Genomic DNA, 12,055 nt, shown 5'->3' with positions numbered 1-12,055 from the left:
TGTGGAGACTAATATCTACTTTGCGGAAGATGCAACGGTGCCCACCTTCCGGGATCTGGCGCTAAACTTCCGTCATCCGGAAACCCTCGAGAGGTTGGATCCATGGCGGAAGCGAACGGCGGCAAGGGCCGCACCGGCAGCGTGCAGTCCATCGAGCGCGCGTTCGGGCTGCTCGAAACCATGGCCGACGCGGGCGGGATGATGGGCCTGTCCCAGCTCGCCACGGCGTCCGGCCTCCCGCTGCCGACGATCCACCGGCTGGTTCGCACCTTGGTCGACCTCGGGTACCTGCGTCAAGAACCGTCGCGGCAGTACGTCCTCGGCCCGAAGCTGATCCGGCTCGGTGAGAGCTCCTCGCACATGCTCAGTGTGTGGGCCCGCCCGCACCTCGCGCGGCTGGTCGACGAGCTCGGCGAGTCCGCCAACATGGCGATGCTCGACGGCGACCAGGTCGTGTACCTGGCCCAGGTCCCGTCCCGCCACTCGATGCGCATGTTCACCGAGGTCGGCCGCCGCGTCCTCCCGCACTGCACCGCGGTCGGCAAGGCGATCCTGGCCCAGCTTCCGGAGTCCGACGTACGCGATCTCCTCCACCGCACCGGCATGCCCAGGCACACCGACAACACCCTCACCACCCCGGACGCCTTCACCGCCCAACTCCGCCAAGCCGAGGAACACGGCTACGCCACCGACGAAGGCGAACAAGAGGTAGGAGTCCGCTGCGTCGCGGTAGCAGTCCCCGACGCCCCCTCCCGCCTAGCCATCTCCATCTCCGGCCCCGCCGGCCGCATGACCGAATCCCTCGTCGAACGAGCCGTCCCCCTCCTAACCCAAGCCGCCAAGTCCTTGTCGGAAGACCTCCGCTAGGACGGCGGTTGCGGGGAACTGTTGTGAGCTTGGGAATGGAGTCAGCCCCGCGCGGTGCTACGCACGGCTCCTCCGTCGCCGCACTACGCGCCGCTCCCGCCCACCCTCCGGCTAGCGCCGGCATATCCGTTTCCGGCTGACGCCGGGACTTCCGGCTAACGCCGGACCGTGCGCGCTACCGCGCGAGCGACCGCCCGGTGGTATCGCCGAATCGCACCTGTCGAGGGGACTGTGTACTGCCCCGCGGGTGCGACCCCGGCGGCAGCCGGGAACGAATGCACGGGCGCTAAGCCCGGGGCGGGTGGGTAGCGCGCAGAGCGGAGGCGCCGAGGAGCGCAGGGACGAGGTAGCGGCCGCGCAGCACGCGAGGGCTCACCACACGTCCCACTCACCACGGAACCAACCACAGTCCCCACCCACCACAGTCCACCGGCGAGCAAGGCCGGCCAAGCAGCCACCGCGAGCGCAGCGAGCGCACCGCGGCCGTAGCCGCAGGTCCGGCGTCAGCCGGCAACGGATGCACGGCGCCAAGCCGGGGGGTGGGTGGGAGCGCGCGGAGCAGCCGCGTACGAGGAGCGCAGCGACGAGGCTAGCGGCTGCGGAGCACGCGTGGGTCGACCTACTAGGGCGCGTAGGTGCGCCAGCGTTCGGTGAGGGTGTAGCCGAGGGACTGGTTGGCTTGGAGGCTTGCTTGGTTGGTGGCGGCGCCGCCGGTGCTGAAGCGGGTGATGCCGATGTCGAGGAAGGCGAGGATCGAGGCGGCCTTGACGGCTTGGGCTACGCCTCGGCGGCGGTGGGTCGAGAGGACCGAGGTGAAGGCGGTGTCGCCGTGGCCGTCGTGTTCGCGGATGACGGTGGCGCCGACCAGGCGGGAGCCGTCGAAGGCACCGAAGACGCGGTAGTCGGGCCAGAGGGCGCGGACGTTGGCGAGGTCACCGATTTCGTGGTGGGTGGCCGGGGTGTCGGGGTAGTCCGGCTCGTTGGTCTTCTCGAGAGCGTGGAGTGCCTTGGCCGACTCGGGACCGAGTTCGCGGATGACGAGTCCGCCGGCGACGGCACGGCGTACGGCGGAGTCCAGCAGCTCGCGGTCCGGGTTGTGCAGGCGGACCGCCCAGGACTCCGCGACCACGCGGTAGCCGGCTGCTTCCAGCTCGGCGCACCGCGGGTCGCTGTCCTGCAAGATCTCGTATTCGCCCACCAGGCGATTGTCAGCCCAGTTTGCGCAGCAATGGAAGGACGTCCGTCGTGAACTGGGTCAGGAATCGTTCCTGATCCTGGCCCGGGCCGTGCACGACGAAGTGGTTGAAACCGGCGTCGACGTACGGCTGGAACTGCTTGACGACCTCTTCGGGATCGGACGAGACGATCCAGCGCTTCGCGACCTGCTCGATCGGCAGCTCGTCGGCCAGCCGCTCCATCTCGGTCGCGCTCGTCACGCTGTGCTTCTGCTCCGGCGTCAGCGACAACGGCGCCCAGAACCTGGTGTTCTCCAGCGCCGAAGCGGGGTCCCGGTCGTACGACACCTTGACCTCGAGCATCCGGTCGATGTCCTCGAACGTCTTCCCGGCCTTCTCCGCACCTTCCTTGACCGCCGGGATCAGCTTCTCGGTGTAGAGCTCCATGCCCTTGCCGGACGTCGCGATGAACCCGTCGCCCGCGCGACCGGCGTACTTCGCGACCAGCGGTCCGCCGGCGGCGACGTACACCTTGAGCGGGGTCTGCGGACGGTCGTAGATGAAAGCGTCGACGGTCTTGTAGTACGGGCCCTCGGAGCTGACGCCGTCCTTCGTCCAGAGGTCGCGGATCAGCTGCACCGCCTCCCGCAGCCGGGCGAACCGCTCCTTGAACTCGGGCCACTCCATCCCCGAGACGGCGATCTCGTTGAGCGCCTCACCGGTCCCGACGCCGAGCATCACCCGGCCCGGGTACAGCTCGCCGAGCGTGGCGAACGCCTGCGCGATCACCGCCGGGTTGTACCGGAAGGTCGGCGTGAGCACCGACGTACCGAGCAGCACCCGGTTGGTCCGCTCACCGACCGCCGCCAGCCACGCCAGCGCGAACGGCGCGTGCCCGCCCTCGTGCCGCCACGGCAGGAAGTGGTCGGACACGGTCACACTGTCGAGCCCGAGTTCCTCGGCCCGGACGGAGTACTCCACCAGGTCCCGCGGCCCGAACTGCTCCGCCGAAGCCTTGTACCCGACACGAATGCTCACCCTCTGCTCCCCTACGTCGTCTGTACGTGCGTTGAAGACAACCGCACCCGGGTCCGACTTTATGCCTCGCCCGGGCGAGTCGTTTGACGAGTACGGCGGAGCCGGGACAGGATGTGGATCCGGCGCGGCCCGCGCCCCACCTTCGTCGACCGGCCCCAGCCTGGTCACCTTCGAGAAGGCAAAGGGACTCCTTGTCTCGGGCCGCTCGTCCTGGTCAGCTGCCTCGGACGGGATCGCTGGGGGATCGCGTGCGAGTGCTGGAAGGCCAGATGACAGCGCACAGGAACTTCAAGCAGCGGGTCCGATCCCGCGCCGCCAAGACGGGCGAGTCCTACACGGCTGCCCTCCGGCACTTCCGTCCGACTCCCTCAGGAGAAGACATGCCGGAAACCACCCTGCGGATCGCCGTCGCCCAGTCGACGGTCCACCAAGATCCGACGGACCCCGCCCTGCTGCGCTCCAGCGGCGCGGAGGTTCGTCAACTGATGAGGCAGGCCGCCGAGGCCGGTGCACGACTGGTGCACTTCACCGAAGGTGCGATCTGCTTTCCGAGCAAGCACGTGATGTCCGAGCTCGGCCCGGACGAGGTCGGTGCGTCCGACTGGAGCAAGGCCGACTGGACAGTGCTGCAATCCGAGCTCGACAAGATCACCGCGCTCTCGGGTGAGCTCGGGATCTGGACCGTGATCCCGAGCGTGCACCAACTGCCCGCGCCGACGCGACCGCGCAACAGCATGTACGTCGTCTCCGACGCCGGCGAGGTCGTCACGCGGTACGACGAACGCATGCTGTCGACCACGAAGATCACCTGGATGTACACCCCGGGCACGAAGCCGGTGACCTTCGAGGTCGACGGCTACCGGTTCGGGCTCGCGCTCGGGCTGGACCTGCTGTTCCCGGAGTTGTCCACGGAGTACGACCGCTTCGCCGTGGACGCCGTACTCGTGTCGTACGCGACCACCGGCATCGGGCAGAACGAGCACATCGGGGTCCAGGCCCGCGGGACCGCGGCGAACAACACCTGCTGGATCAGCCTGGCCGTGCCCGCCAACCCCGGGGCCGGTCTGGATGCGGGCGTGATCGATCCGCGCGGGAACTGGGCGGTCCAGGGACCGGCAGACAGTACGCCGGGGATCGCGGTGACCGACCTGCACCATGCGGAGGTGACCACGATCGGCCGGGAGTTCCGGAGCCGGACGCGGGAGCGCGTCAGCTCCTGAGGGCTCACAGGTCCGGGTGCGGATCCGTTCTATTGCTATGAACAGGCACGCGATCGTCAGCACCCGGACCGGGGACCTCACCCTGGTCGTTTCGGACAACGCTCTGGCCGGCGTCTACTTCCCGCACCACTGGGTGAAGCCGACCGCGGAGACGCTCGGTGAGCGGGTCGAATCGACCGACCCGCTCATCGCGGAGGCGACCCACCAGTTGGACGAGTACCTCGCCGGCGAGCGGACCACCTTCGACCTCCCGACCGTCCTGCGCGGCGACGAGTTCCAGCGTCGCGTCTGGTCGATCCTCGAGGAGATCCCGTACGGCGAGACGACGACGTACGGCGAGATCGCTTCACGACTGGGTGAAAGCGCTCAAGCCGTGGGGAAGGCCGTCGGCCAGAACCCGCTGTCGATCGTCGTCCCGTGCCACCGCGTGATCGGCAAGAACGGCTCCCTGACCGGGTACGCCGGCGGTGTGAAGCGCAAGCAGTTCCTCCTCGAACTGGAGGAGCCGGTCGGCAGCCGGTTGTTCTAGGACAGGTCGCCTACCTGTTGGGCGTACCACTCGACTTCGATCAGGTGGTCCGCGATCTGGCGAAGGGTCCAGTTGGGGGTGCGGTCCTTGTCCCACTCGGCCGGGTCGAGTGCGGCGTAGCGGAGGGCGAGCGTTCGGCCGAGGCGGCGCAGTCGCTGTTCGGCCTCGCGCACGTCGTCGACCGTGAACGGCGCGAGGTCGGCGGCGGAGGTGAGCGCACTCGCATGCCACTCGTCCAGCTGCGTCGGCACCCCGGCGAGCAGGGCCTCGACCTCGGCGAGGTGGTCGATGATGTGATCGGCGATCCGGCGGACGGCCTTGTGCGGTGTGAACGTGCGGCCGTCATCGGAGGTGAGCGGCTGTCCGTCCCAGACCGGCCAGGTGGCGACCAACCGGAGCGAACGCTCGACCGCCTGCTCCACCAGCACTCCAGGGTTCTCTGTCATGCGGCTCACCGTAAGCGCGTGATAGTTCGGCCTAGCCCGAACTGATCTCCAGCCGCCGCGCGAGGCCCTCCGCATCGAACGGAGCCCTGACCTTCACGTCGTTGTCGAAGTAGATGTAAGCGTTCTGCCTCCAGGCTCGGATCTTCTTCGCCCACCGGTCCAGCGCGGCATCGTCGTACCCGCTGACGTAGAGCTCCTCGGCACCGTGCAACCGTACGTAGGCGAAGTCGGACGTGATGTCGTCGAACATCGGCCACTTGCCGGCGGTGTCCGCGCAGACCAGCGCGATGTCGTGCTCGCGGAGCAGTGCGACGAAGCCGGGCGTCTGGAAACTCGCGTGCCGTACTTCGATCGCATGCCGGAGCGGGATGTCGACGGCGCACTCCAGCAGTGCACGACCCTCCATCCGCTCATCGTGGCCCTTGGCAACTTCCGCTGCCTCGGCGGTCGTTCGCGGCAACGAGGCGAAGAAGGCCGCGCACCGCTCCCTGTCGTACCCGAGGGTCGGCGGGAGCTGCCACAGCACCGGTCCGAGTTTGTTGCCGAGCGCAAGTACTCCGGAGGCGAAGAAGTTGGCCAGCGGCGCCTCCACGTCGGCCAGCTTCTTCAAGTGTGTGACGAACCGCGGCCCCTTGACCGCGAACACGAATCCGTCCGGCGTCTCGTCGTACCAGCGCTGGTACGACGTCGGCCGCTGGAGCGAGTAGAACGAGCCGTTCAGCTCGATCGAGTTCAGCCGGCGGGACGCGTACTCCAGCTCCGCCCGCTGCGGCAGACCGTCCGGGTAATACACCTTCCGCCAGGGCGGATACCGCCACCCCGAGATCCCCACCCGGTACGGACTGCCCGCCCAGCGGTCCACACCGTCGAAGTCGCTCACCTCCCCGATTATGCGGTGTGATCAGCTGACCTGATGCAGATCGATCGCGGTCACTACGCCGACGCCCGTACGCCCTGGGAAGATCCCGGCTGGCGGGCCACGGCTCTCGACTGGCTCGAGGAGCAGCTTGCCGCCAACGGGCTGCGGGAGACCGGCCCGCGTCGGGTGCGGCTCCGGCCCTGGTCGGTGATCATCCGGATCACCGCGGACCAGCCGGTCTGGTTCAAGGTCAACCCGCCTGCCAGCCGCTTCGAGGCGGGGCTGACCCAGGCGTTGTCCCGGTTGGCGCCCACACACGTCCTCACGCCGTACGCGGTCGACGCCGAGCGCGGGTGGTCGCTGCTTCCCGACGGTGGCGCGCTCTTACGCAATCTGCCGGCCGAGCCACGCCACTGGGAAGAACTTCTGCGCCAGTACGCTGATCTGCAGCGGACGCTGGTCCCGTACGTCGATGAGCTCGAGCTGCTCGGCGTACCGAATGCCCGGGTGAGCGCCCTGCCTGGGATATTCGACGAAAGTATTGTCAACAATCAGACGTTCAGCGCGTCAGATCGTGAACAACTGGAGAAGGTGCGGCCGCGGCTGGTCGAGTGGTGTGCGGAGCTCGCGGCGATCGGCATCGCCGACTCTCTCGACCACTCCGACCTGCACGACGGACAGATTCTCGTGCCCGCCCCGGGGCGGTTCACGTTCTTCGACTGGGGTGATGCCGCGGTGTCGCATCCGTTCTGCAGCCTGCTCGTCGCCGCTGAGCGTGCGGCCGACCTGCATGGGCCAGAGGTGATCCCGCGGCTGAAGGACGCCTACCTCGAGCCGTGGACCGCCGACGGTCACACGGTTGCCGAGCTTCGCCGGGCGGTCGAGCTGGCGTGGCGGTTGGGCGCGTTCGGGCGGGCCGCGTCGTGGGGCCGGCTGTTCCCGGACGCCTATCCGAGTTCTCCCCCGCTGGGCGACACCGAGACGGCCGCCGCGCTACTCAGACTCGCGGACTACTAGAGATCCCGGCCGGCCACGAACGCCGGAGGGTCGGCTTGTGCTGTGGTACGAAGGTCGGCATGTCCGAGAATCCGGTCGACGCGCTGCTCGAGAGCGGGCTGCGGATGCTGATCACGTCGATTGTCGACAATGCCGGCATCACCCGCGCCAAGTCGGTACCGGCGGCCCGGTTGGGTACGGCGGTCCGCGACGGGATCGGACTGTCGCCGGTGTTCGCGCTGATGTGCACCGACGATGCGATCACTTCATCGCCGCTGGTCAACGGGCCGGTCGGCGACAACCGGCTGATGCCGGATCTCGGTGCGGTCGCGCCGCTCGGGCCGGATCACACCGTGTTCTGGGCGCCGGCCGACCAGCTTTCACAGGATCACGAGCCGGTGGACATCTGCCAGCGGGCGGCGCTGCGGCGGCAGGAAGCGCGGGCGATCGCGGCCGGGCTGGACGTCAGGCTCGGGTTCGAGCTGGAGTTCACGGTCTTCACCGGTGACCCTGGCGACCCCGCGGTCGGCACCATCGGACCGGCGTACGGCGTGCTGGCTACCCTGAAGCTGGAAGACTTCGCGGTCGACCTGCTCGAGGCGCTCGACGCGGCCGGGGTGCCGGCGGAGCAACTGCATCCCGAGTACGCGCAGGGTCAACTGGAGGTCGCGCTGCCACCCACGTCGCCGCTGGCGGCGGCCGATCAGTCGCAGCTCGCGCGGCTCGTCGTTCACCGGGTCGCTCGTACGCATGGGTTGCTGGTGTCGTTCGCGCCGATCACGGTGGCGGGGTTCGTCGGCAACGGCGCGCATATCCACTTCTCGGCCACGCTCGACGGGGTGCCGTTTGGCGGCGACGACGGCCCGTCCCCGCATGCACAGCATTTGATGGCCGGAGTGCTCGATGAGCTCGACGGGCTGACCGGCGTACTCGCGCCGAGCGTGGTCAGCGCCGATCGCCGCGTGCCGGGGAACTGGGCCGGCGCATTCGCGTGCTGGGGTCCGGAGAATCGCGAGGCCGCGCTGCGGTACGTGCCGGGCAGCGTCACCGGCCGCCCGCACTCCGCCAACTGCGAGATCAAGATCGGCGATCCGGCGGGGAACATGTACCTCTCCACCGCGTCCGTCCTCGCGGCCGCCTTGACCGGGCTGGAGCGGAAGTCGGTCCTGCCCGCCGGACTCGACCACGACCCGGCGTCGTACCCGCCGGACGAGCAACCACGCCGCCTGCCGCTCACCCTCGAGGACGCGCTCACCGCGCTCGAGCACTCCGACGTCCTGCGTGCTGCCTTGGGTGACGCGATCGTCGACCCCTTCCTCGCCGTACGCCGCCACGACGCGGAGTCCCTCGGCAAGCTGCCCCTCGAGGACCGGGTCCGCGCGTTGCGGTGGCGCTACTGAGTCGAAGTGGACGCCTGGATCACTTACGGTGATCCTCATGGCGTTCGCGGCGAAGGGAAGCAAGGGCGAGTCGTTCCTTGCGGTGGTGGTCGGCGGCGGGGCGGCGTTCGGGCTGGTCGTGATCACTTCGCGGGCGTGGAAGCAGTGTCAGGTCGACGTCGCCGGGAGCGTGCCGAACGGTCTGACTCTGTTGTTCCTCGGGTTGCCGCTCGCCCTGATCGTGAACCTGGTCCTGTTCAGCATCGTCTTCCGCTATGCCGGGAAGACGTTCCTGTTCTCGCTGGTCGCGGCCGCCATCGCGATTGCGATCGCCGACCTGGCGCTGTTCTCCTGGCAGGGGACCCCGGCCGGCTCACCCGGCACCTGTCCGGGCAACGTGCCACCGTGGTGGCCGACCTGGATCCCCACCTGAGACCAGCTCAGCGACGCCTCACCAGGACGAGCGCGACGACGGCGATCACACCGAACGGGATGGCCTGCAGTTCCTGGAACGCGATCAGCTTGAAGAGCGTGAAGTAGATCATCCAGATCGCGTAGACGGTCACGCCCGGGCGGCCCAGGCGGTGGCCGCGGAGGTAGGCGACGACGGCGATCAGGCCGCCGAGGCTGAGGAACTCGTACGCGACGACGAAGCTCGCGCCGATGCCGCTCCAGCCCTCCAGGCCGGTGAAGTAGATCGCGCCGTAGCCGCCAACCGCGGCGATCAGGCCGAGCAGCGCGGACGCGATGAGCACGGTCGCCGGGGGTCGGCCCGCCGCGGCAGCGCGGGCGGTGGTCTCGGTGGAGTGTGCGGTGGTCTGGGTGGTCATGGTGGTTCTCCTGTTGATCGGATTGCGGTGTCCCAACGGTCTCGGCCGGGCTGTCCCGTTCACCACGGCCGGCCGTCGTGACCTGATCCGGGACTTCTTGTCCCGTGACGCCGGGACATGGTGGCGGCGATGATGCGGTCATGGGGGTTGTCATCGGCGTACTCGCGGTCCTCAGCGGACTCGTGGCCGCCGGCCTGCACGCCGTGAACGCGTCCGCCGGCCGGACGATCGAGCCGTCGTTCTGGTTGATGGAACTGGCCGCCGCGCTCGCGTACGGTCTCGCCTGCCTGCTGCTCCGGACGACCGGTGCCCGCCGGATCCAGGTGTTGCTCGGGGCAATCGCGCTCACCCAGGGCCTGGCCCTGCTCGGCACCGAGATCGGTCTGCTGACGGACGGAATCTGGTCGACGTGGCTCGGCGCCTGGCTCTGGGCGCCCGGCTACACGGCGATCGCCGTACTGCTGCCGGTGTTGCTGCCCGATGGCCGGCAACCGTCTCGGCCGGCGTTGTGGTTCAACGGGGTCGTGGTGGCCGTCATCGCGGTCACCTGGGCACTGACGCCGTACGAAGGGCCGGAGTATCCCGAAGGTCTGCACGGCGCCACGAATCCGGTCGGCGTCCCCGCGACCGGTGAACCAGTCGTCGCGGCTGTGCTCGGTGTACTGCTCCTCGCGGCCGTGATCGTGGGATTCGCGTCGCTCGTGATGAGGTGGCGGCGGGTCGCCGACCTCGAGCGGCAGCAGCTGAAGTGGGTCCTCGTCGGCTACGCGTGCACGATCGTGCTGTTCGCGATCGCGAGGCTGCTTCCGGCCGGCACGGGCGCCGTCGCTGGGCTCGCGATGCTGCCGATCCCGATCGCGATCGGGATCGCGGTGATGCGCTACGGCCTGTGGGACGTCGACATCGTCATCTCTCGCGCCCTCGTGTACGGCGCTCTGTCGACGCTCGTGATCGCTCTGTACGCCGCCACCGTCTGGCTGGCCGGCGACCGTCTAGGTGCCACGACCGGTACGCCGATCCTCGCGACGACCGTGGTCGCCCTGGCCGCGCTGCCACTGCGGTCCTGGTTGCAGCGGCACGTCAACCGCCTGGTCCACGGCGATGTGCAGGAGCCGTACGCCGTCCTCGCCCGACTCGGCGCGAGACTCGCCGCCGCGACCACGCCGGACGACCTGTCCGAGCGCGTCCTGCCTTCGGTGGTCGAGCAAGTGGCGAGGTCCTTGCGTGCGCAGCAGGCCACCATCGTCCTGCGGGACGGGCTCGTCACGTCGTACGGCGAGGGGCCGGGGATCGGGACGACCGTCGAACTGGAGTACGCCGGTGAGCGGTTCGGCCGGCTCACCGTCACCCGGTCGGCGGCGTTCGACGTACGGGAGGTTCGAGCCCTGGATCGGCTCGCCGCGCAGGCGGCGGTCGCGGCGCACACGGTCCTGCTGGCGCGCGAGGCCCAGCGGTCCCGGGAGGCGGTCGTGGTCGCGCGGGAGGAGGAGCGTCGCCGTCTCCGGCGCGACCTGCACGACGGCGTCGGTCCGTCGCTTGCCGCGCTGGCCTTGCACGTCGAGACCGCGCGCGACATCGCGGCGGACGATCCGGAGGCGGCCCGGCAACTGCTCGACCGGTTGGTACCGCGGCTCAATGCGGCGGTGGCCGACGTACGGGCGCTGGTGCACGAGCTCAGACCGCCGATGCTGGACGAGCTCGGGCTGGCCGCGGCCGTCCGTGAGCTGGGCGACCGGCTGTCCACCGGTACGACGAAGGTCCGGGTGTCGGCCGACGAGATCGCCGGATTGCCTGCTGCTGTGGAGGTTGCGGCGTACCACATCGCCGGGGAGGCGACCGGAAACGCCGTTCGGCACGCGGGTGCGGGCACGGTGGCGGTCGAGGTGCGAGACGACGGCGATTGCGTGCGGATCGAGGTAGCCGACGACGGCCGCGGCCTGCCCGAGCCGGTAAGCCCAGGAGTCGGTACGTCGTCGATGCGGGAACGGGCCGAGGAGCTCGGTGGTCAGTTGCACATCGACTCCGGTCCGGCGGGTACGACGGTGACGGCGCTACTGCCGAAGGGGGCGTGATGGTTGTCCGGGTACTGGTGGTCGACGATCACCCGCTCTATCGCGAAGGTCTTGTGACTGCGATCTCGACCATGCCGGACAAGGAGGTGGTCGGCGAGGCGGGCGACGGCGCGGAGGCGGTCCGGCTGGCGGCCGAGCTGGTCCCGGAGGTGATCGTGATGGACCTGCACATGCCGGTGCTGAACGGCGTCGACGCGACCCGGCAGGTGACGGCGGAGCACCCGGAGATCGCCGTACTGGTGCTGACCATGCTGGAGAACGACGAGTCGGTGTTCGCCGCGGTCCGAGCCGGCGCCAGGGGCTACCTGCTGAAGGGCGCCGACCGCGCCGAGATCGGCCGCGCCCTCGATGCGGTCGCGCACGGCGAGGTCGTCTTCTCGGCGGCCATCGCGAGCCGCGTCCTCTCGTACTTCGCAGCCGGCCGAGCCGGACCCGAGGTCTCCCCCTTCCCCGAACTGACCGACCGCGAACGCGAGGTTCTCGACCTGGTCGCCCGCGGCCTGACCAACGCCGCGATCGCCCGCCAACTCGTCGTCAGCGACAAGACCGTCCGCAACCACGTCTCCAACGTCTTCGCCAAGCTCCACGTCGCCAACCGCCCCGAAGCCATCACCCGAGCCCGCGACGCCGGCCTCGGCCAGTAG

13 protein-coding genes are annotated in these 12,055 nt (G+C 69.3%); 8 read left to right on the top strand and 5 right to left on the bottom strand.

What is annotated here, in order from left to right:
* Positions 1-102 precede the first annotated feature (102 nt).
* A complete protein-coding gene (locus AB0E63_RS12475; RefSeq protein ID WP_360364673.1) occupies positions 103-867 on the top strand; it encodes an IclR family transcriptional regulator in 765 nt (254 codons plus the stop codon).
* 622 nt (positions 868-1,489) lie between these two features.
* On the opposite strand, the gene AB0E63_RS12470 is transcribed toward AB0E63_RS12475, so the two are convergent.
* The gene (locus AB0E63_RS12470) at positions 1,490-2,065 is read right to left on the bottom strand and encodes a GNAT family N-acetyltransferase (RefSeq protein WP_360364671.1); all 576 of its coding nucleotides are present in this window, start codon (positions 2,063-2,065) and stop codon (positions 1,490-1,492) included.
* Positions 2,066-2,075: 10 nt separating this feature from the next.
* Positions 2,076-3,080: a glucose-6-phosphate dehydrogenase (coenzyme-F420) gene (fgd, locus tag AB0E63_RS12465; RefSeq protein WP_360364669.1), complete on the bottom strand. Its 1,005-nt coding sequence runs from the start codon at positions 3,078-3,080 to the stop codon at positions 2,076-2,078.
* A 380-nt stretch (positions 3,081-3,460) separates the two neighbouring features.
* On the opposite strand from fgd, the gene AB0E63_RS12460 reads away from it, so the two are divergent.
* Together AB0E63_RS12460 and AB0E63_RS12455 are read left to right on the top strand one after the other, a co-directional pair.
* Positions 3,461-4,300: a carbon-nitrogen hydrolase family protein gene (locus AB0E63_RS12460; RefSeq protein WP_360364668.1), complete on the top strand. Its 840-nt coding sequence runs from the start codon at positions 3,461-3,463 to the stop codon at positions 4,298-4,300.
* Positions 4,301-4,337: 37 nt separating this feature from the next.
* On the top strand, positions 4,338-4,829 hold the full coding sequence (locus tag AB0E63_RS12455) for a methylated-DNA--[protein]-cysteine S-methyltransferase (protein WP_360364666.1): 492 nt from the start codon (positions 4,338-4,340) through the stop codon (positions 4,827-4,829).
* Here the strand turns inward: AB0E63_RS12455 and AB0E63_RS12450 are convergent.
* Both AB0E63_RS12450 and AB0E63_RS12445 read right to left on the bottom strand, forming a co-directional pair.
* The gene (locus AB0E63_RS12450; protein ID WP_360364664.1) at positions 4,826-5,275 is read right to left on the bottom strand and encodes a hypothetical protein; all 450 of its coding nucleotides are present in this window, start codon (positions 5,273-5,275) and stop codon (positions 4,826-4,828) included. The two genes, AB0E63_RS12455 and AB0E63_RS12450, sit on opposite strands and share 4 nt — an antisense overlap.
* Positions 5,276-5,306: 31 nt before the next feature.
* A complete protein-coding gene (locus AB0E63_RS12445; protein WP_360364662.1) occupies positions 5,307-6,155 on the bottom strand; it encodes a DUF72 domain-containing protein in 849 nt (282 codons plus the stop codon).
* A 33-nt stretch (positions 6,156-6,188) separates the two neighbouring features.
* On the opposite strand from AB0E63_RS12445, the gene AB0E63_RS12440 reads away from it, so the two are divergent.
* Genes AB0E63_RS12440 through AB0E63_RS12430 form a run of 3 tightly spaced genes read left to right on the top strand, consistent with a single transcriptional unit; the run spans position 6,189 to position 8,942 of the window.
* Positions 6,189-7,151 (top strand): phosphotransferase, encoded by a 963-nt coding sequence (locus AB0E63_RS12440; protein WP_360364660.1) that lies wholly within the window; start codon positions 6,189-6,191, stop codon positions 7,149-7,151.
* Between the two features lie 59 nt (positions 7,152-7,210).
* Entirely contained in the window at positions 7,211-8,530 is a 1,320-nt protein-coding gene (locus tag AB0E63_RS12435) for a glutamine synthetase family protein (protein ID WP_360364658.1), read from the top strand.
* Between the two features lie 37 nt (positions 8,531-8,567).
* Positions 8,568-8,942: a hypothetical protein gene (locus AB0E63_RS12430; RefSeq protein ID WP_360364656.1), complete on the top strand. Its 375-nt coding sequence runs from the start codon at positions 8,568-8,570 to the stop codon at positions 8,940-8,942.
* Positions 8,943-8,949: 7 nt separating this feature from the next.
* Here the strand turns inward: AB0E63_RS12430 and AB0E63_RS12425 are convergent, their stop codons facing one another.
* A complete protein-coding gene (locus AB0E63_RS12425) occupies positions 8,950-9,339 on the bottom strand; it encodes a hypothetical protein (RefSeq protein WP_360364654.1) in 390 nt (129 codons plus the stop codon).
* A gap of 140 nt (positions 9,340-9,479) precedes the next feature.
* On the opposite strand from AB0E63_RS12425, the gene AB0E63_RS12420 reads away from it, so the two are divergent.
* Positions 9,480-11,411, top strand: a complete 1,932-nt coding sequence (locus AB0E63_RS12420; RefSeq protein ID WP_360364652.1) for a sensor histidine kinase — start codon at positions 9,480-9,482, stop codon at positions 11,409-11,411.
* Positions 11,411-12,055, top strand: a complete 645-nt coding sequence (locus AB0E63_RS12415; RefSeq protein WP_360364650.1) for a response regulator transcription factor — start codon at positions 11,411-11,413, stop codon at positions 12,053-12,055. Before AB0E63_RS12420 ends, AB0E63_RS12415 begins: the two co-directional genes overlap by 1 nt.

It is taken from the genome of Kribbella sp. NPDC026596 (assembly GCF_040638415.1).
Classification (GTDB): domain Bacteria; phylum Actinomycetota; class Actinomycetes; order Propionibacteriales; family Kribbellaceae; genus Kribbella.
The sequence above is the reverse complement of the archived record's forward strand: the minus strand, read 5'-3'. Positions and strand labels throughout refer to the sequence as shown.